The organism is Neptuniibacter halophilus (assembly GCF_030295765.1).
GTDB classification, from domain to species: Bacteria; Pseudomonadota; Gammaproteobacteria; order Pseudomonadales; family Balneatricaceae; genus Neptuniibacter; species Neptuniibacter halophilus.
This window is the reverse complement of the sequence record NZ_AP027292.1, coordinates 2,187,031-2,207,922: the sequence shown is the minus strand read 5'-3', so window position 1 is coordinate 2,207,922 and position 20,892 is coordinate 2,187,031. Positions and strand designations below refer to the sequence as shown.

Genomic DNA, 20,892 nt, shown 5'->3' with positions numbered 1-20,892 from the left:
GCATCAATGAGGGAGGGGTTGTTTAATCCGGGTGTCTATTGCTGATTTTCTGCGTCCAGCGCATAACGAATCTCATCCATGGTGTAACCTCGCTGGCTCAGATAACGCATTCGTTTATTGCGTGTTTTGTGGTCTCCGCTTTGCAACGGCTCCGCGTATTTTCGTTGATACAGTTCTCTGGCATTTTCATACCAGTCCATGTCCATCTCATCCAGACACTCACTGATCTGTTCAGACTCAATTCCCTTTCGCTGGAGATCAAACCGAATCCTGATCAGCCCATGCCCCTGCCCGACACGCATGCGGATAAAGCTCTCGGTAAAGCGTTTGTCCGACTGATATCCGGCCTCCTCCAGTGCCTGCAACAGGGCATCCAGATTTTCATTTTCTGCTAAAGGCTTCAGTTTTTGCTCCAGCTCCGCCCGGCTGTATTCACGTCGGGCTAACAGACTGATCGCTTTATTCCAGAGCGCTTTATCCCATTCCATTTCAACCCCCTAAAAAAAACAAAACCCCTGCCCAGAAGCAGAGGTTTTATATTGTCAAACAAGGTGTCAGACTCAGATCAGATCCAGATTTTCTGAAGCATCTTCCTCTTCAGCTTCCGGTTTTACCGGGCTGGATAAGAGGCGATTACGCAGCTCAGTTTCGATCTCGTTGGCAACCGCCGGATTTTCTTCCAGGAATTTAGCCGCATTAGCCTTACCCTGACCGATCTTATCACCGTTGTAGGCGTACCAGGCACCGGATTTATCCACCAGCCCCTCTTTAACACCCAGATCGATCACCTCGCCCATATGGTAAATGCCCTTACCATACATAATCTGGAACTCTGCCTGACGGAACGGAGGTGAAACTTTGTTCTTCACTACCTTAACGCGGGTTTCATTACCCACCACCTCATCGCCCTGTTTAACGGCACCCGTACGACGGATATCCAGACGTACCGAGGAGTAGAATTTCAGAGCGTTACCACCGGTCGTGGTTTCCGGGTTACCAAACATGACCCCGATCTTCATACGGATCTGGTTGATAAACACCAGCAGGCAGTTAGAGCTTTTCACGTTACCGGTCAGCTTACGCAGGGCCTGAGACATCAGACGGGCCTGCAGACCCACGTGGGAATCACCCATATCACCTTCGATCTCAGCTTTTGGCGTCAGCGCAGCAACGGAGTCAACGATGATCACATCAACCGCATTGGAACGTACCAGCATATCGGTAATTTCCAGTGCCTGCTCACCCGTGTCGGGCTGGGAAACCAGCAGGTTGTCTACATCCACACCCAGCTTTTCTGCATAGATAGGGTCCAGCGCATGCTCAGCATCAACGAAGGCACAGGTTTTACCCTGCTTCTGAGCTTCTGCCACCACCTGCAGGGTCAGCGTCGTTTTACCGGAAGATTCAGGACCATAGATCTCAACGATACGGCCATAAGGCAGACCGCCGATACCTAACGCGATATCCAGACCGAGAGAACCGGTGGAAACCGAAGGGATTGCTTCACGTGGCTGATCCCCCATACGCATAACTGCGCCTTTACCGAACTGTCTTTCAATCTGACCTAACGCTGCATCCAGCGCTTTTTTGCGATTCGCGTCCATCTTCAACCCTGTTCTGAATTATCACGTTGCGTTGAACAAATACTGTATGTATGGACAGTATTATTTCACAACATTTCCGGAATGCAAGCCTCAGTCTGACAGGTTCTCTAAAAAACCTTGCAGAGCATGGCTAACCGCTTGTTTTCGAACAGATTCACGATCACCCTCAAATTGCATTTTATGGCAACGGGTAGGTTTACCCCTCTCCGCCCAGGCAAACCAGACTGTACCAACCGGCTTTTCTTCGCTGCCGCCACCCGGCCCGGCGATGCCACTGGTGGCCACGCTCAGGCCCGCATCACTGCGTGCCAGCACTCCCTCCGCCATCTCCTTCACGACCTCAGCAGAGACTGCACCAAACCGGCTCAGACTCACATCACTGACGCCCAGCAACTGCTGTTTGGCACGGTTACTGTAGGTGACGATGCCACAGTCAAACCAGTCTGAGCTACCGGCAACGGCAGTGATCTGCTGAGCAATCCAGCCCCCGGTACATGATTCCGCAGTGGCCAGCATTACACCTCTGGATTTCGCTTTCCGTGCAATTTCATCCACTAGATCCTGCATCTTTTTCTCCATAATAATCTCTGACTACCCGCGCTTCCGGTATTTCTGCTGCAAGCATAAGCAACTGCACCATCGAAGTGAATCTCAATGCGAGCGCTCCCCTTCCCCGGAAATACGATTCAGACGGTAGTGCCCCGACTCACAGCTATAAACCGGGTCAGGAGCCCTCAGGCAAGTGATTGAATTCCTGAACGATATCTGTACTGTTAGAGATCAGTTATCACCGTATAGACCTGCCTGAGCAGCCAGTAGTCGAAAAGCACATGTTCCGTTATTTTGGTTTTGGTTCCAATCTGAACATCACCTCCCTGCGCGCTAAGGGCGTGCAGCCCGTTTCGGCCCGCAGAGGCACACTTCACGGCTGGCGCCTGCGCTTTAATGTTCAGCATTTCTTCCGTCATGAAGGTGGGGTCGGCAATATCGAACCCGGCACTCAGCCTGATCATCAGGTTCTTGGTATTGTCTATGAGTGCCCTGACGAATCTCTGGCAGCACTGGATGCCACGGAGGCATACGGTCACGGCTATGACCGAATAGAGGTCACCGTTGAGGTAGATGGAGAATTGGTTACCGCACTGACTTACGTCGGCATGCCCGGCTTTATTAATGACAACTGTCTGCCTTGCCAGCGCTATCTGAACATTCTTGTTGCCGGGGCCAGAGAAGCAACGCTCGACTCAGATTACATACGAAAGCTACAGGCGCATCCGGTACTCGCCAGCCGCCATTATCCCCTTTTTAAGCACCCGGCAGGTGAATTCCCCCGGTTTAATGCCCAAACGCTGGCTGAAAATCCACACTGTACCGCTTTGCATGGTGCCGTATTTGATATGTCTGCGGCCCGGCCGATGCACGATTACCTGAAAGGTTTTTTTGGCGGCCGCGACATGACCCTGTTTCATATCAAACGCCTTGATAGCAGTGACGGCAGCGAATCCCTCGATGATATCCGCTATAGCCGACTGAACCCGGCACAGTTAGAGTATCTCAACGCCTACCTTAATGAGTACGCCAGAGAATACCGTTACGTGGGCCGCTTCAGTTATGAAAATTAAACGCCTGTGTTAACGACTCAACCCGTAAAGGAATAACCCCATGGACCCGTTTCCAGAAGCACTTGAGCATGGCCCGATAGAAGAAGTTTTCCCCAATGTTTTTTTCGTTACCGGTGCAATGGAAACGGAACTGCAGGGACTGCAATGGAAGTTCAGCCGCAACATGGTGATTCTGCGTGAAGAGGGGCGTCTGGTCCTGATTAACAGCATTCGCCTCAACGAACAGGCGCTGACTCAGCTTGATCAACTGGGTAAAGTCAGCGATGTCATTCGCCTTGGGGCCCTGCACGGCCGGGATGATCCTTTTTATCTGGATCGTTATCAGGCACAGTTCTGGTCTCTGGATCCTGCTACAGCAGAACAGACTGGCTCCGACAGCCACCACCTCATCAGCGACAAACCGCTGCCCATATCAGACGCGTCGGTGTTTGAGTTCAAGACCACCCAGGTACCGGAGGCAATTCTGCATCTAGATAGAAATGACGGCATGCTGATCGCCTGTGATGCTCTGCAGAACTGGCTTCGCCCGGATAGCTACTTCTCTGAGGATTCACGACAGATGATGCAGGAAATGGGTTTCTTTACCCCGGCGAATCTGGGTCCGGTCTGGGTTCAGGTGGCGGCCCCACAGGCAGAAGATTTTATCCGTCTGCAAGCGCTCAATTTCCGCCATGTTCTCTGCGGCCATGGCGAACCTCTTCTGGAAACTGCAAAAGAGGATTATGCTGCCACCTTCCGTCGGATGTTTAGTCTGTAGTCTGGTAACGAGGGTTTTCTGAGTGACGCAACACCTGCAATTGCCCGGATATGAAACCGGCCCGGTCCTTTTCAGGTATGCTGATCGTGTGGTGTTTTATGCGCGCCGCCTGTCTGATGCCAGCCCCGTTGCTGTAGAAACTCTGGATACGGAATACCCCAATCGCCGCCAGGCCGCCGCTATCAGGCGCGAGGGCCTGATAGCCCAACGTCTTGCCGCAGTTGACGGTGTCCGTAAGGTTCATCAGATACTGCACCACGGCAGCGGCAATCTTGCACTGGTGAGTGACCTTTACCGCTGCACTCTGCGCACCATACTCGAAGCCGAACATAATGTCGGCCTTACCCCTGCCAGAGTGCTGCAGATCGGCCTCAGTGTCAGCAGAATTCTGGCGGCACTGCATGAACAGGATATCATCCACAAAGCGATCACACCCGACCATATCCTCTATGATCCTGAAACCGGGCATATTGCACTGGCCGGCTTTGCCATCGCCTCAGAACTGGATCAGGAGCGTCAGGCCGCCCAACTGTCACGTAGTCTGGAAGGCCCCCTGGCCTATATGTCTCCGGAACAAACCGGCCGGATGAACCGCGATCTGGATTATCGCACGGATTATTACTCGCTGGGTGCGGTACTGTTCGAGCTGCTTACCGGCAGACCACCCTTTAATGCCGACAGTATGCTGCAATGGGTCCATACCCATATCAGTCAACCGGCCCCCTCTCCCCGCAGTTTAAACCCGACACTGCCGGAACCGATCGCAGCCGTGGTACTCAAGCTACTCGAAAAGTGCCCCGAGCAGCGCTACCAGAGCGCAATTGGTCTGAGCCACGACCTGCAACACTGCGCCGATGTACTTCAGGCCTCGGAACCGGACTCAGCGTTCGTACCCGGGAGCAGGGATCTTGCCCTGAAATTCCTGCTGCCTCAGAACCTGTATGGACGCGAACATGAATTAGAACAACTGTTCGCGCTGTTCGAAGCAGCCGTCTGTGGCGCGAACGCGCTCTGCCTGGTCCATGGCCATTCCGGCGTCGGTAAATCCGCGCTGGTCAACGAAATCGACCGACCGCTGGTACGCGAGCGCGGTTTTCTGGTTCAGGGTAAGTTCGATCAGTACCAGCAGGGAGAAACCTACGCCGTACTGGCGTCAACCTTCCGCAGCCTAACCCAGCAGGTTCTGGCCGAATCGGAAACACAACTTGAACAGTGGCGCCACCAGTTGCAACAGGCACTGGCCCCCAATGCTCAGTTGGTTATTGATCTGGTACCGGAGCTGGAACTGATTATCGGCCCACAACCCGAAGTCGCTGAGCTCCCACCTGCCGAAGCCCGAAACCGCCTGCAAATTGTGCTCAGTGCATTCCTCAGGGTGTTTGCCGGCGAAGGTCATCCGGTTGTCCTGTTCCTCGATGACCTGCAATGGAGCGACCAGCCCACCCTTGAACTGTTACATCGCCTGACCACCTCCCGCGAGCTGACCCATCTGTTACTGATTGGGGCCTACCGCAGCAATGAAGTCAGTGCCGGTCATCCCCTTCGGCTGATGCTTGATGCGCTACAGAAACAGAAAACCATCAGTCAGATTCCGCTCAATTTACTCGACCCGGACTCGGTTACCGCTCTGGTCGCGGACGCGCTCCGTCGCGACAGAGATGAGATCCTGCCCCTGAGCCAGAGGCTCTACGAAAAAGGTCAGGGTAACCCGTTCTTTACCACAGAACTGCTACGTCACCTGTATAAAGATGGTGCAATATCCTCCGACCCGGCAAGCGGCCACTGGCACTGGGATCTGGATGCACTGCGCTGGTCAGAGGTCAGCAGCGACATTGTCGCCTTCATGCTGGATAATCTGCGAACGCTGCCGGACGAAACCCAGCAAGTATTAAAACTGGCAGCCTGCATCGGTAACCGCTTTGACCTGAAAACACTGGCAACAGTTAATCAAAAGAGCATGGCAGAGACCGCAGCGGCGCTGATGCCTGCTCTGAAACAGCATACGTTGCGGCCACTGGACAATGATTACCGCCTGATTCACGAATCGGCTGAAGGGCAGAGTTTTGACCCACACTATCGCTTCCAGCACGACCGGGTACAACAGGCGGCTTACGCACTGATTGATCCCACAAAGCTGGGTCAACTGCATCTGTCTATCGGCCAACTGATGCTGAAAAGCGTCAACGAAACCGTGCCAGACGAGCGTCTGATAGAGATCGTCGGACACCTGAATCAAGGGCACGAATTATTACGCACAACCAATAAAAAGCAGCAACTGGCTGAACTGAACCTGCGCGCCGGTCAAAGAGCCAGACTCGCCTCGGCCTATCAGGCCGCGCTCAACTACCTGCAACTGGCGGTTAAACTGCTGCCGCCTTCCCCCTGGCAAGCCTGCCCGCAACTGATGCAGACACTGGCGGCGGAGACGCAGCAATGCTGTTATCTGACGGGGAACACGAAGCAGGCAGATCAATGGATCGAGCGGATGCTGGAACATGCCCGATCCGATCTGCAACGGGCTGATATTATGGCCATCCGCACCCGGCAATATGCCACCCTTGGCAGAATGGAGGAATCGATACATTCGGCCATCAGGGGGCTGAAGTTGTTAGGCATCGAGTTCACCGACCAACCCGACCGCACCGACATTCTTCTCGAACGTCAACGGGTGTCAGACAATCTGGGGAAACGCCGCATTGCCGATCTGGCAGATGCACCTGAAGTCACCGACCCTGCGACACTCACGGCAATGCGCCTGCTGATGGAAATTTTTGCGGCGGCCTTCCTCTCGGCCAGCGGCAACCTGTTTCCCTATCTGGTACTGAAATCTGTCAACCTCTCATTGCAACATGGCAACTCCCCTGAAGCGGCATTCTCTTACGCGGCCTACGGCATGCTGCTCTGCGGTGAACTGGATCAGCCGGCAGAAGGCTTTGAATACGCCCGGGTAGGGATGGAAATAAACCAGAGGCTCGACGACCTGACGCTGCGCGCCCGGGTAATTTACGTCTATGCCATGTTTGTTCACCACTGGAGTCGCCACTGGTCCAGCCTGACACCGATGTTCCGCAAAGGAATTGAGGCGGGCTACCAGTCCGGTGATCTGCTCTATCTGGCCTACAGCGCACAGGACTGTGTGATCTGGGATCCGACACTGGACCTCGAAACCGCACACCAGTTGCACACGGAAAATCTGGAAATCGTCCGTGAATGCGCCTATCAGGACTCACTCGATTCAGGCACGCTTTTCCGCCAACTGCAACGCAACCTGCTGGGCCTCACCGATTCACCGTTCAGCCTCAATGATGACAGCTTCGATGAACAACACTGCCTCGAAGGTATGCGTCAGCGCCAGTTTATGACCGGCATCGCTAACTACCATATCTACAGTGCCGAGATCTGTCTGCTGTACACCGATTATGATCGGGCGCTGGCTCACGTCCGGGAGCAGGACAAGCTGATCAAATCTGCCATGTCTCTGCCCCAGCTCACCCGCTTTTATATCGTCGCCTTCCTGACTCTGGCAACGCACTACCCGGCCATGACGGCTGCGGCAAAGGCCGGGACACGCCAGCGCCTTGAACAGGATCTGCAACGCATGCAGCGCTGGGCCGCGAACTGTAAAGAGAACTTTCTCCACCTGCAATTGCTGATGGAAGCCGAACTGCTGCGTCTGGATCAGCAACACGACGCCGCCATGCTCCGTTACGATGCAGCCATTGATGCGGCTCAGGCCAGCAGTTTCCTGCGCGATGAGGCGATGGCTTGCGAGCGCGCCGCCCGCTATCTGCTGAGCCGGGATCGCAAACGTTCTGCCGAAGGTTATCTGAATACCGCCTATCGTCTGTATGAGCGCTGGGGAGCGAAGCGAAAGGTGCAACAACTGCTTCAGGAATTCCCCGAACTTCATCAGCTGACGCCCACGCAGCCCGGCCATGCTGAACAAGTGCAGTTCAGCAACCTCGACCTGGCTTCTGTAATGAAAGCTTCCCGCGAGATCTCCGGCGAAATTGTGCTTGAACGTCTGCTGCAGAGAAGTATGCAAATACTGCTGGAAAACGCAGGTGGGCAATGGGGCTGCCTGCTCGTCCGTCACGAGGATCGCTGGCAAGTTGCCGCTATCGAACCGGCAGATACCCGGCACCATTGCAGCAATCTGCCCGCACACTCGATGATCACCGACACAAACGGACAGCGACTGCCACTGCCCATCAGCCTGATCAGCGAAGTGCAACACACAGGTCAGGCGGTGATACTGGATGACGCCAGCCGGAGCGGCCAGTTTACCCAGGATCCCTATATACGCGCGTTCACACCGAGCTCAGTATTATGCCTGCCGATTCGCCGGGAACGGTTCCAGGGGGTGCTCTACATGGAAAATAACCTCAGTGCTGCGGTATTTACCGCCGAGCGGACTGAAGTGATCCGGTTACTGGCCGCGCAGGCGTCAGTCGCGATCGAAAACGCGCGTCTTTATGAACAGGTTCAGGACTATTCGCACACATTAGAACAAAAAGTTGCCGAACGTACCGCCCAACTGGAACAACTCAATCATGAGCTGCAGGGGCTGGTTGATCGGGATGGTCTGACCGGCGTTGCTAATCGGCGCTGCAGTGACACATACCTTGAACAGGTCTGGGGAAGGCTGCGCAGAGAACAGCAGCCGCTGAGCATTCTGATGCTGGATGTAGACCACTTCAAACCCTATAACGATAACTACGGTCATCAGGCCGGGGATGACTGCCTGATTGCGGTAGCCCGTGCCATCGAGGCTCAAATACAACGCCCCGCAGATCTGGTGGCACGTTATGGCGGTGAAGAGTTTGTTCTGATTCTGCCTGACACCGATGTAAGCGGCAGCAGTATTGTTGCCCGGAAAGTGCTTACTGCAGTGGAGTCACTCGGCATACCGCACCAGTATTCCAGCGCAGCCCCCGTCGTTTCTGTCAGTATCGGTATCGCCACCCTAGTACCCAATCAGACCCTCAGCGCCGGTCAGTTGCTGCGAGATGCCGATATCGCCCTCTATCAGGCGAAGAAAAACGGACGCAATCAGATCGCACATAGCGCAGACAAACACAGATCGTGACATTCTCCGCAGCCGACTCAGTAACGAGCCCCCGTTCAGGAGACGGGTCAACCGCGACTGAAGCCGGTTTAAGAATCAGGCATCCCTCTACCCTTGATAACAATCAAAACCGATCACGGGTCAGACATTGTTCATGCATCGCGGTACATTCCCCCAATAACAAAACCAGAATCCCCCTGAAGCTCGCTGCCGTTATAGCGTCCGTAACGCCTCTGCCTGCAGGCGTTTCGAGATAGCGATTCAGGCAGCGATTTGTTAGGCTGCATCGTCTGATAAACTCGTCATCCGTATCTGCATGACAGAGGTATAAGGTCAGCAACAAATCATCGCTTGAGATGATTCAGGCCTGCGCAATTAACAGCCTCCGCTGACGGCTGAATGACGCGTTATCCATACCCCTGCACAGATCACCCACGAGATAGCAACGCCAACTCAACCCATTGTTTTTATCTAAAAACAAAGAAGACCATGACCCAGAAATCCAGCACGGCAGCAAGCAAGAAAAGCGAACACACCCCGATGATGCAGCAGTACCTGCGGATCAAAGCACAGCACCCGGACCAGTTGCTGTTCTACCGCATGGGCGACTTTTACGAGCTGTTCTATGACGATGCGAAAAAAGCCGCCGAACTGCTGGATATCTCGCTGACGGCGCGGGGCAAATCCGGCGGCGAACCCATCCCGATGGCGGGCATTCCCTACCATGCAGCCGAGAGCTACGTTGGCAAGATCGTCCGTGCCGGCGAGTCCGTCGTGATCTGTGAACAAGTAGGTGATCCTGCTACCAGTAAAGGGCCGGTAGAACGCGCGGTCGCCCGTATCATCACACCGGGCACCCTGAGTGATGAAGCGCTGCTGGATGAAAACCGGGATAACTTTCTGGTTGCATTGAACCAGCAGGGAGAACAATTTGGTTTTGCGATTGTAGATATCGCCTCCGGTCGTTTCAGCCTGATGGAGGTAGAGGGTCAGGATGCACTGCTCAGTGAGCTGGAGCGCCTGCGCCCTTCGGAGACCCTGTATAACGAAGATTCTGCTCTGGCTAATCTGCTGGAGAAACGCAAAGGTTTGCGTCCCCAGGCCCCCTGGCTGTTTGATCAGGACAGTGCCGAAAGTCTGCTCTGCCAGCAGTTTAAGGTTAAAGATCTGGCGGGCTTTGGCTGCGACCACCTCGGCCTTGCGATCACCGCAGCAGGCTGCCTGATGCAGTATGCCAAAGACACTCAGCGTACAGCGCTGCCGCATATCAGACGGATTCAGGTGGAGCAGCATAACGAATGCGTTTCACTGGATGCAGCGACCCGAAAAAACCTGGAGATCGACCAGAATCTGTCCGGGGGGTTTGATAACACTCTGGCTAAAGTCATTGATAAGTGCCGCACCCCAATGGGTAGCCGGTTGTTGCGTCGCTGGCTGCACCGTCCTCTTCAGGACCGCGCAACGCTGCTCGCGCGTCAGGCTTCTATCCAGTGGTTGCAGGAGAATTACCGCTTTGAAGAGATTCGCCAGTGCCTGAAAAGCATTGGTGACAGTGAACGTATACTGGCACGTATTGCCCTGCGCTCTGCTCGCCCCCGGGATCTGGAACGACTCAAAACCGCCCTGAACGTGCTACCGGAACTGCAGCAGCAACTGGATCAGGCAGCAGCACCGCTGATCAACGAACTCGCAGATCAGATCTCACAATTCCCCGGGCTCTCGGAGGTCCTCAACCGGGCCATTATCGAAAACCCACCCGTTGTCATCCGGGATGGCGGCGTGATTTCCGAAGGCTTCGATGCCGAACTGGATGAACTGCGCGGCATCAGTGAAAATGCCGGCGCCTATCTGCTGGAGCTGGAAAGCCGCGAGCGGCAACGTACCGGCATCGCCACACTGAAAGTGGGCTACAACCGGGTACACGGTTACTTTATCGAGATCGGCAAGGCACAGAGCGCTGAATTACCGGCCGAGTATATCCGTCGCCAGACGCTGAAAAACGCCGAACGCTATATCACCCCGGAACTGAAAGAGTTCGAAGATAAAGCCCTGTCGGCGAAAAGCCGCGCACTGGCCCGGGAAAAAGCACTGTACGAAGACCTGCTGGAAACACTGGCAGCGGAACTTGCAGAGCTGCAGGATTCGGCATCCGCCTGTGCCGAGCTGGATGTTCTCAACAATCTGGCAGAACGCGCGGTCACGCTCGACTATGTACCGCCTGTGCTGACTGAAGAGCCGCAGATTAAAATCCAGCGCGGCCGTCACCCGGTGGTCGAGTCCGTACTGGAAGACCCCTTCGTGGCGAACGATCTGGATCTGGACAGCCAGCGCAAAATGCTGATCATCACCGGCCCGAACATGGGTGGTAAATCCACCTATATGCGCCAGGCAGCCCTGATCACCCTGCTGGCACATATTGGCAGCTACGTCCCTGCTTCCGCTGCGACCATCGGTATTGTCGACCGGATTTTCACCCGCATGGGCTCCTCAGATGATCTCGCCGGTGGCCGCTCCACCTTTATGGTGGAGATGACCGAAACCGCGAATATTATGCATAACGCCACGGAGCGCAGTCTGGTATTGATGGATGAGGTCGGCCGCGGCACCAGCACCTTCGACGGCCTCTCTCTGGCCTGGGCCTGCGCCGATAATCTTGCCCGGGAAACCCGTGCTTTTACCCTGTTTGCAACCCATTACTTTGAGCTGACCAGCCTGCCCGAACAGGCACCGGCGGTGTTCAACGTGCACCTGACGGCGGTTGAGCACAATGACCATATCGTCTTTCTGCATGAAGTACAGGAGGGCCCTGCCAGCCAGAGTTACGGCCTGCAGGTGGCTCAGCTTGCCGGGGTTCCGCTGGGGGTGATCCAGCAAGCGAGGCATAAGCTACTGCAACTGGAGCAGGATGTAGCGGTAGGCGCGCAAATGGCCGCGCCACCACCGCCGGTACAGAATGATATGTTCGCGGCACCGGAGCCGAAGGTGGTTAAGGAACTGAAGAAACTCAGCCCTGATGACCTGAGCCCGCGCGAGGCACTGGACCTGCTGTATAAACTCAAGCAGATGCTGTAACCCGGCATCGTTGAGATCTGAACATAAAAAAACCGCCCTGCGAGGCGGTTTTTTTATCTGAGGAGTCTACTGCTGCAGCAGGTCTTCGCCACTGAGGCCATTTTTCTCGACAATGTCCCGCAGTTTACGCAGCGCCTCAACCTGTATCTGACGCACCCGTTCCCGGGTCAGGCCGATCTCACGACCCACCTCTTCCAGTGTGCTCATCTCATAACCACGCAAACCAAAACGCCGCGATAGTACCTCTGCATGCTTCTCGGGCAGCGCATCCAGCCACTTGTCCAGATTGCCACTGATATTAGAACTCTGCAAAAGCGAGGCAGGGTCTGATGAAACCGGGTCAGGAATCGTATCGAGCAGAGATTTATCAGAATCTTTACCCATCGGCGTATCAACTGAGCTGACCCTTTCGTTCAGGCCCAGCATACGTTCGACGTTTTCTACCGGTTTATCGACCAGCTCAGCGATCTCTTCCGGTGAAGGCTCATGGTCCAGTTTCTGGGCCAGCTCACGCGCTGCACGCAGATAAACGTTCAGCTCTTTAACCACATGAATCGGCAGACGGATGGTGCGGGTCTGGTTCATAATCGCCCGTTCAATGGTCTGACGGATCCACCACGTAGCATAAGTCGAAAAACGGAAGCCCCGCTCCGGATCGAATTTTTCTACTGCGCGGATCAGGCCCAGATTGCCCTCTTCAATCAGATCGAGAAGGGTCAGGCCACGATTGATATAGCGCCGGGCAATTTTAACTACCAGCCGCAGGTTACTCTCGATCATCCGCTTGCGCGCCGCTTCATCACCTTTCAGCGCCCGACGGGAGAAATAAACCTCCTCTTCAGCACTGAGCAGGGGGGAAAAGCCGATCTCATTAAGGTAAAGCTGGGTAGCATCCAGATTCTTGGCATTCAGCAGGTCTTTATGCGCCATACTACCGCGGCCGCGGCCACTGTTGAGAAACTCAGGTTCCTCTTCAGCATCGGAATCAGTATCAGCGTCGTCCAGCTTATCCTCTTCGAGCTCTTCGCTTTCCAAGGCAAGATCCTGCACATCCGTGTTGCAGTCATTATCGATATTTTCCATCGCCCGTTCCCTTAACCTATCTGTATTCACAAAAGACTATATTGTTATTGTTATATTTTGTTATCTATCTTTTCGGCAGGTACTTCAGAGGGTTGATCGGATTGCCATCGCGCCGGATCTCAAAGTGCAGCATGATCCTATCCGCTCCTGTACTACCCATCTCAGCAATTTTTTGGCCTGCATCAACCATATCATTTTCTTTTACTAAAACTCGACTGTTATGTGCGTAGGCACTTAAAAATTGCTGATTATGATCAATGATCACGAGATTGCCATAACCAAGCAAGCCATTTCCGGCGTAGACCACCTTCCCCTTCGCAGCAGCCTTGACAGGGGTACCTCTGCTGCCGGCGATATTGATCCCTTTGTTCACGGAACCCTTGGTTTTAAAGGTACTGATCACCCTGCCACTGGCCGGCCACTGCCACTGTATCGGCCCGGACGGCAGTTTCTTGGGCTGTTTTTTTACCGGCTCAGGCCTGGCCCGGGCAGAAGGCGCAGATACAGGCTTCTGTGCAACGGGCCTGGTACTGCTACGCACAGGTTGTTTAGCCGGATCAGGCGTTTTTTGCCGGGCGTCACGGCTGGAGGTGATCACCGGCTTAGGCGCCGTGATCGAAGCATCACGTACGATAGAAGAACTGGCAGGTTTAGCGCTGCTGTTTTTCAGGCTGAGGCGCTGACCGGGGTAGATACTGTAGTCCCGGCCAATACCGTTACGCCGGGCCAGCTCCCGGTAATCCATGCCGTAACGGAAGGCGATTGAGTAGAGGGTATCTCCTTTGCGCACCAGATAACTGTCCGGGCGCGGTTGTGCAGCGGCGGAAACAGAGCGATCGCTGACCGGAGCGTAGGTTTTACCACCACATGCCCCCAGCAGACTGACCAGCCCCAGTAAAACCGCCGCTCGCCAAAACACAGACTATCCCTCGGGCCTCCGCCCCATAAGCTCGATGGCAAGCACCAGTATGGCCCCCAACAGCATCAGAGCAAACGCATAGGCAAAATAGGCGGGTTGTCCCGTCATCGACTCAAATACAAAGGGAGATATATTTTCCTGAACCAGAGGCACCTGCTCACCATGACGGTTGATGCTGTAAGCGATGGTATATTTCCAGGGCCATACCTTATTCAGGGAACCCAGCAGGAATCCCCCCAGCAGCGCCAGTGTCGTGGTTCTGAATTCACTGAACATCCAGCTCAAAACCCGGGAAAAGCTAAGCAGACCAATGGCACAGCCTGCTGCAAAGATACCTAATGTCACCAGCTCCAGATTTTTGATCGCCAGCAGTACAGTGCTGTACATCCCCAGTAACAGCAGGATAAAACTGCCGGAGATCCCCGGCAGTATCATGGCGCAGATCGCCACCATACCTGACAGGAAAATAAACAGCGGCGTTGCCTCGATGGATGTAGGCGACAAGGAGGTAATCAGATACGCCGCCACAGTGCCCGCAAAGAATGCGGTTAGCCGATTAGAGTTCCAGCGATCAATGTGCCGGCAAACCGACCACACCGATGCCAGTATCAGGCCGAAGAAAAACGACCAGAGCAGTTCCGGATACTGATCCAGCCAGTGCAAGATAACCCGCGACAGGGTCAACAGGCTGATCAGAATGCCCCCCAGCAACGCCAGCAGAAACGATCCGTTGACGTGTTTCCAGGCCGCCACCGGCCCCTGGCGAAACAGAACCATTAACGCTTCCGGACCAAACTGCTTAATGGAGTGAATTAACTCCTCGTAGATTCCGGTAATAAATGCGATGGTGCCACCAGAGACACCGGGCACCGCATCGGCCGCGCCCATCATCATTCCCTTGCCCGACAGCGCGAGATAATCGCGCCAGCTTCGACCTTGCTGCATTCAAACTCCGTTAGCGAACCGTACCACTGAGTAAAGGTACAAATTTTACACATTCCAGCACCTGAGTACTGAATTCATCCTCCGACTCACGGATAACCAGTTTCAGCTCCTGATTATCGCTGCCGCCGACCGGAATAATCAAACGCCCACCGATCCGGAGCTGCTGTTTCAACTCCTCAGGTACCTCTTCAGGCGCGCAGGCGGCGAGGATTCCGTCAAAAGGCGCTTTACCGCTCCAGCCCATACCCCCGTCCGTATGTCTGAACTGCACATTATTCAGTCCGATCATGCGTAACCGCTGGCGGGCTTTATCCTGTAACGGCTTAATCCGTTCGACACTGTACAATTCTCCCACCAGAGGGGCCAGAATCGAGGTCTGATAGCCAGAGCCAGTACCGACTTCAAGCACCCGCTGCAGGGGGCCGTCAGCCAGCAAAGCTTCGGTCATGCGTGCCACAATGTGCGGGTTGGAAATGGTCTGGTTATAGCCGATCGGCAGGGCGGTATCTTCGTAGGCCCGATGAGACAGCGCTTCGTCGATAAAAATATGCCGGGGACACTGACGCATCACCTCCAGCACCCGCTCATCCTTAATCCCCTGCTCACGCAGGCGGTTGATCAAACGATCCCGGGTTCTTTGTGACGTCATACCGATGCCACGTAATTGCTGATCGTTCAAAAACTACTCTCCAGCCAGTCTCCGACGTTATCCATTCCCGGGTACTGAGTCATATCGACATGCAACGGGGTAATAGAGACACACTGCTCTGACAGGGCAAAGAAATCGGTCCCCGGTTCGGCATCGACGGCCGGGCCAGCACCGGCGATCCAGTAGCGGGTACGTCCGCGGGGATCTTCAGTTGCAATGGGTTTATCCGCCATTGAACGATGACCCAGGCGTGTCACATGCACACCCTTAAATTCATCATAACTGCAGTCCGGCACGTTAACATTCAACACGGTGCGGGGCGCAATGTTCAGGGTGCGAATATTCGCCACCAGATCCCGTGCAACCTGAGCCGCCGCGGCATAATTTGAGGGATGAAAATTCCCGGAGGAGATGGCTATCGCCGGGTAGCGCAGATGACGTCCCTCCATCGCGGCAGCAACCGTACCGGAATAGATTACATCGTCACCGAGATTGGGGCCGGCGTTGATGCCGGAAACCACAATATCCGGCTCCAGACCCAACACGCCGGAGCACCCCAGATGAACACAGTCGGTCGGCGTGCCATTGACCCCGTAAAAACCGTTATCATGCTGATAGGCTTCCAGCGGCCGATCCAGCGTCAGAGAGTTACTCGCGCCACTGCGGTTCCGGTCCGGAGCCACAACCAGTATATCCCCCAGTTCAGACAATGCCCGGGCCAGAGCTGCCAGCCCCGGGGCGTAGACTCCATCATCATTGGAGATCAGTATTTTCATGTTTGCTACTCTACTCAGGCTGCGCCGTCAGACAGATCTCACGCAGCACACTGGTGGCAAAAGATCCGGATCCCAGTGAGAACGAGATCCAACACTCTTGCTCATTTATAATTTCTGACTGTAACGCCTCCGGCTGAAGCCTCAGCGAACGCCGCTCCTGTTTAAGGCTCAGCGTCTCCAGCAGGTCAGTAACCTCCTGCCAGGGTTGTAACTGTTCACGTTCCCAGCTTTCGGCATCGGCTGTGGCCAGCATATCACCTTTCCCCCAGAGAGGGCCCGTCAGGTTGATATCACCGGCCGACAAGCGTTGCTCCAGCTCGGCGGAAACGTCGGTTTCAACAAAACAGCTCTGGCTGCCGGCCAGCATCAGCGCATCACCCGGCATCATCTGTTGCCACAGGTTCTGCTCAATCCGTCGGGAGAGCAGTTGGTTAAACACCCAGGAACGCACCGCCGAGATATAGATCCCTTTCTTATTGCGCTGCCTTTCCTGAATTTCACCTCGCAGCAACGCCAGCCCCCGCCAGAGATTAGCGTAATCCTGACCAAATCGCTGTTCACCAAAGTAGTTAGGCACACCGCTCTGACGAACCTGCTCCAGCCGGGTCTGCAGATCAGCCATATCACTCACCTGGCGCAGACGCAGTCTGAAACGGTTTCCCTGCAAGGTACCCAGACGCAGCTTACGCGGGTGACGCTTTGCCTCCAGCACCTGAATAGTGTCGCCGCCAAACAATTTCCAGTTCAGGTTACGCTTGATAGGAAATTTTACACAAAACCACTGTTCGGTCACCGCATGCCGGTCTTTCTTGCCCGCATAGCTGACATCTCTCAGGCTGACCTGGGCAAAATTCGCCAGTTGGCGGGCAACCCAGTCGGTATTCTCACCGGTTTTACGGATATAGAGAAAAACATGCTCGCCTTCACCTTCCGGTTCGAAACCGAGTTCTTCAATCACCTGAAAATCTTCCGGTTCGGTTCGGATAATCGCCTCAGACTGAGGACGGTCATGCAGATAGGCAAAGTCTGTGGGTAAGTTATTCACCAGTGATTACTTCTCTTTGGCAGGTTCCACCAGTTGAAAGAAGGTCTCGCCCTCTTTAATCATGCCGAGCTCGCTGCGAGCCCGCTCTTCAAGCGCAGAACGGCCCTTTTTCAGATCCTGAACTTCCGCTTCAAGTTCACTGTTCCGCTGGCTTAATTCCTGGTTGACCGACTGTTGCAACTCAATCTTTGCCTGCAGGGCCCAGATATCACGCAGGTTGTTCTCTCCAAACCAGAGACGATACTGCAAACCCAGCAGCATAATGACAATGATAGCGATCAACCAACGGTACATAGTTTCTTTTTTAAGCGAAAAAAAGGGGGCCGGAGCCCCCTTTATATATCAGACTATTAAGGACCAGGCTATTACTGGCCTTTGATTTCAGACAGGCCGTTGTAGATTGCGGCGCTGCCCAGCTCTTCTTCGATGCGCAGCAGACGGTTGTACTTAGCAACACGGTCTGAACGACACAGAGAACCGGTTTTGATCTGACCTGCAGCCGTACCCACCGCCAGATCGGCAATGGTGGTGTCTTCAGTTTCACCGGAACGGTGAGAGATCACAGCAGTAAAGCCGGCATCTTTAGCCATTTTGATCGCATCCAGCGTCTCAGACAGAGAACCGATCTGGTTAAACTTGATCAGGATGGAGTTACCAATGCTCTGCTCGATACCACGAGACAGGATTTTGGTGTTGGTTACGAACAGGTCATCGCCCACCAACTGTACTTTGTCACCGATCTTACGGGTCAGGCTGGCCCAGCCATCCCAGTCAGATTCGTCCATACCATCTTCGATAGAAACGATCGGGTAGTTTTCAGTCAGGTTTGCCAGGTAGTCGCCAAAGCCTTCGGAATCGAATACTTTACCTTCACCGGACAGATCGTATTTGCCATCTTTGTAGAACTCGGAAGAAGCGCAGTCCAGTGCCAGAGTCACATCTTTGCCCAGCTCGTAACCGGCTTTATCGATCGCTTCTTTGATAACAACCAGTGCTTCTTCGTTAGACGCCAGGTTAGGTGCGAAGCCACCTTCGTCACCTACGGCAGTGTTCAGGCCTTTCGCTTTCAGCACACCTTTCAGTGCGTGGAAGATTTCAGCGCCACAACGCAGACCTTCAGAGAACTTGTCGAAGTTAACCGGCTGAACCATGAATTCCTGAATATCAACGTTGTTATCCGCATGCTCACCACCGTTGAGGATGTTCATCATCGGTACCGGCAGAGAGAACTGACCCGCGGTGCCGTTGATCTCTGCAATGTGAGCGTACAGTGGAATACCTTTTTCGCTGGCTGCTGCTTTCGCCGCTGCCAGTGAGACTGCCAGAATCGCATTCGCACCCAGATTTTCTTTGTTCTCAGTGCCATCCAGCTCAAGCATTTTGTTGTCCAGCGCACGCTGGTCAGTCACATCCATACCGATCAGGGCTTCACGGATCACACCGTTAACCGCCGCGACTGCTTTCCGAACACCTTTGCCCAGGTAACGGCTTTTGTCGCCGTCACGCAGTTCCAGCGCTTCGCGGGAACCAGTAGACGCACCAGATGGCGCACAGGCGCTGCCGATGACGCCGGAAGCCAGAATCACGTCAGCTTCTACAGTTGGGTTACCGCGGGAATCCAGAACTTCGCGGGCTTTGATATCAGAGATCTGTGCCATGGGTTAATAACTCCAGAAATTTTCATTCTGGGAGCTGCGCGCTCCCGATCTAAATGCGTTTATTATTTTGCCTGCTGCTCAACCGCAGCCCGGATGAAGCCGGTGAACAGGCCGTGGCCGTCACGCGGCGTCGAGGTAAACTCAGGGTGGAACTGACAGGCCACAAACCAAGGGTGATCAGCCACTTCCACAACCTCTACCAGCTCGCCATCGACGGACCGACCAGAGATGCGCAGACCCGCCTGTTCAAGCTGCTGCACATAGTTGTTGTTCACTTCATAACGGTGACGATGACGCTCGGTAATCTCGGTGCTGGCATACGCCTTAGCCGCCGTTGAGCCTTCGCTCAGGTGGCATACCTGCGCCCCCAGACGCATGGTGCCGCCCAGATCATCCTGCTCGCCACGGGTTTCCACATCACCTTCGGAAGTGGTCCACTCAGTAATCAGACCGATTACCGGGTGTTCAGCATTGGCATTAAATTCAGATGAAGTCGCGCCTTCGATACCTGCCACATTACGAGCAAACTCGATTACAGCCACCTGCATACCCAGACAGATGCCCAGATAAGGAATTTTGTTCTCGCGGGCATAACGCACCGCATTGATCTTGCCCTCTACACCACGCTCGCCGAAACCGCCCGGTACCAGAATAGCGCTGGCGCCGGAGAGGATCTCAACACCTTCACGCTCAACACGCTCAGAGTCGATACATTCGATACGCACCTTTTTCTTCAGCGCAATACCGGCATGGGAGATCGCTTCAATCAGGGATTTATAGGCATCCAGCAGCTCCATGTACTTACCGACCATGGCGATGGTGACTTCACCTTCAGGATTCAGGTGTGCATCAGCAACACGATCCCACTCAGACAGATCCGCATCACCACATTCCAGATTGAAACGCTGAACAACGATATCATCCAGCCCCTGCTCGGAGAGCATACGCGGGATGTTATAGATGGTGTCTGCATCCGGCAGAGATACCACTGCACGCTCTTCTACGTTGGTAAACAGCGAAAGTTTACGACGGGAGGAGTCCGGCAGCGGGAAGTCAGAACGGCAGACCAAAATATCCGGCTGAATACCGATCGAACGCAGCTCTTTAACCGAGTGCTGGGATGGCTTGGTTTTGATTTCACCGGCGGTGGCGATATACGGCACCAGCGTCAGGTGCATAAACATAGCCCGATGTGAGCCCAGTTCTGCTTTCAACTGACGTACTGCTTCCATAAACGGCAGGGATTCGATATCACCCACCGTACCACCGATCTCTACCAGTGCTACATCAGCATCACCGGCACCTTCAATCACACGGCGTTTGATCTCATCGGTGATATGCGGGATAACCTGAACGGTGCCGCCGAGGTAATCACCACGGCGCTCTTTGCGCAGCACGTGCTGGTAAATTCGGCCAGCGGTGAAGTTATTGCGCTTGCTCATGGTAGTACGAATGAAACGTTCGTAGTGACCAAGGTCGAGGTCAGTTTCTGCACCATCCTCTGTGACAAAAACTTCACCGTGCTGAATCGGACTCATGGTCCCTGGATCGACGTTGATATACGGATCCAGTTTCAACATAGTTACTTTAAGCCCTCTGGCCTCCAGAATGGCAGCCAAAGAAGCGGATGCGATGCCTTTGCCCAATGAGGACACAACACCGCCAGTGACGAAGATATAACGCGTCATGCAGAA

Annotated in this window: 16 protein-coding genes; 4 read left to right on the top strand and 12 right to left on the bottom strand. The window is 54.4% G+C overall.

What is annotated here, in order from left to right:
- Nucleotides 1–35: 35 nt before the first annotated feature.
- From QUD59_RS10200 to QUD59_RS10190, 3 genes are all read right to left on the bottom strand, one after another.
- A complete protein-coding gene (locus QUD59_RS10200) occupies nt 36–488 on the bottom strand; it encodes a regulatory protein RecX (RefSeq protein ID WP_286236856.1) in 453 nt (150 codons plus the stop codon).
- Nucleotides 489–560: 72 nt separating this feature from the next.
- Complete coding sequence (recA, locus tag QUD59_RS10195) at nt 561–1,604, bottom strand: recombinase RecA (protein WP_286236855.1); 1,044 nt, start codon at nt 1,602–1,604, stop codon at nt 561–563.
- A 90-nt stretch (nt 1,605–1,694) separates the two neighbouring features.
- Complete coding sequence (locus tag QUD59_RS10190; RefSeq protein WP_286236854.1) at nt 1,695–2,171, bottom strand: CinA family protein; 477 nt, start codon at nt 2,169–2,171, stop codon at nt 1,695–1,697.
- 263 nt (nt 2,172–2,434) lie between these two features.
- Here QUD59_RS10190 and QUD59_RS10185 point away from each other — a divergent pair, with 263 nt between their 5' ends.
- From QUD59_RS10185 to mutS, 4 genes are all read left to right on the top strand, one after another.
- Nucleotides 2,435–3,226, top strand: coding sequence for a gamma-glutamylcyclotransferase family protein (locus QUD59_RS10185; RefSeq protein ID WP_286236852.1), 792 nt, complete (start codon nt 2,435–2,437; stop codon nt 3,224–3,226).
- Nucleotides 3,227–3,266: 40 nt separating this feature from the next.
- On the top strand, nt 3,267–3,983 hold the full coding sequence (locus tag QUD59_RS10180; protein ID WP_286236851.1) for an MBL fold metallo-hydrolase: 717 nt from the start codon (nt 3,267–3,269) through the stop codon (nt 3,981–3,983).
- Nucleotides 3,984–4,005: 22 nt separating this feature from the next.
- Nucleotides 4,006–9,072, top strand: a complete 5,067-nt coding sequence (locus QUD59_RS10175; RefSeq protein WP_286236849.1) for a diguanylate cyclase domain-containing protein — start codon at nt 4,006–4,008, stop codon at nt 9,070–9,072.
- Nucleotides 9,073–9,540: 468 nt separating this feature from the next.
- A complete protein-coding gene (gene mutS, locus QUD59_RS10170) occupies nt 9,541–12,123 on the top strand; it encodes a DNA mismatch repair protein MutS (RefSeq protein WP_286236847.1) in 2,583 nt (860 codons plus the stop codon).
- 66 nt (nt 12,124–12,189) lie between these two features.
- On the opposite strand, the gene rpoS is transcribed toward mutS, so the two are convergent.
- From rpoS to pyrG, 9 genes are all read right to left on the bottom strand, one after another.
- Nucleotides 12,190–13,206, bottom strand: a complete 1,017-nt coding sequence (gene rpoS / locus QUD59_RS10165; RefSeq protein ID WP_286236845.1) for an RNA polymerase sigma factor RpoS — start codon at nt 13,204–13,206, stop codon at nt 12,190–12,192.
- A gap of 64 nt (nt 13,207–13,270) precedes the next feature.
- Entirely contained in the window at nt 13,271–14,125 is an 855-nt protein-coding gene (locus QUD59_RS10160; protein ID WP_286236844.1) for a peptidoglycan DD-metalloendopeptidase family protein, read from the bottom strand.
- A 3-nt stretch (nt 14,126–14,128) separates the two neighbouring features.
- Nucleotides 14,129–15,070: a polyprenyl-phosphate transporter gene (locus QUD59_RS10155; RefSeq protein WP_286236843.1), complete on the bottom strand. Its 942-nt coding sequence runs from the start codon at nt 15,068–15,070 to the stop codon at nt 14,129–14,131.
- A 10-nt stretch (nt 15,071–15,080) separates the two neighbouring features.
- Nucleotides 15,081–15,719 carry a protein-L-isoaspartate(D-aspartate) O-methyltransferase gene (locus QUD59_RS10150; protein WP_286241019.1) on the bottom strand — a complete coding sequence of 213 codons (639 nt, stop codon included), beginning with the start codon at nt 15,717–15,719 and terminating at the stop codon, nt 15,081–15,083.
- Between the two features lie 26 nt (nt 15,720–15,745).
- The gene (gene surE, locus QUD59_RS10145) at nt 15,746–16,495 is read right to left on the bottom strand and encodes a 5'/3'-nucleotidase SurE (RefSeq protein ID WP_286236841.1); all 750 of its coding nucleotides are present in this window, start codon (nt 16,493–16,495) and stop codon (nt 15,746–15,748) included.
- Nucleotides 16,496–16,505: 10 nt separating this feature from the next.
- Complete coding sequence (gene truD, locus QUD59_RS10140) at nt 16,506–17,540, bottom strand: tRNA pseudouridine(13) synthase TruD (protein WP_286236839.1); 1,035 nt, start codon at nt 17,538–17,540, stop codon at nt 16,506–16,508.
- Nucleotides 17,541–17,546: 6 nt separating this feature from the next.
- A complete protein-coding gene (gene ftsB, locus QUD59_RS10135; protein WP_286236837.1) occupies nt 17,547–17,834 on the bottom strand; it encodes a cell division protein FtsB in 288 nt (95 codons plus the stop codon).
- A 71-nt stretch (nt 17,835–17,905) separates the two neighbouring features.
- Nucleotides 17,906–19,198 (bottom strand): phosphopyruvate hydratase, encoded by a 1,293-nt coding sequence (eno, locus tag QUD59_RS10130; RefSeq protein WP_286236836.1) that lies wholly within the window; start codon nt 19,196–19,198, stop codon nt 17,906–17,908.
- Nucleotides 19,199–19,260: 62 nt separating this feature from the next.
- On the bottom strand, nt 19,261–20,886 hold the full coding sequence (gene pyrG / locus QUD59_RS10125) for a CTP synthase (protein ID WP_286236835.1): 1,626 nt from the start codon (nt 20,884–20,886) through the stop codon (nt 19,261–19,263).
- Nucleotides 20,887–20,892 lie beyond the last annotated feature (6 nt).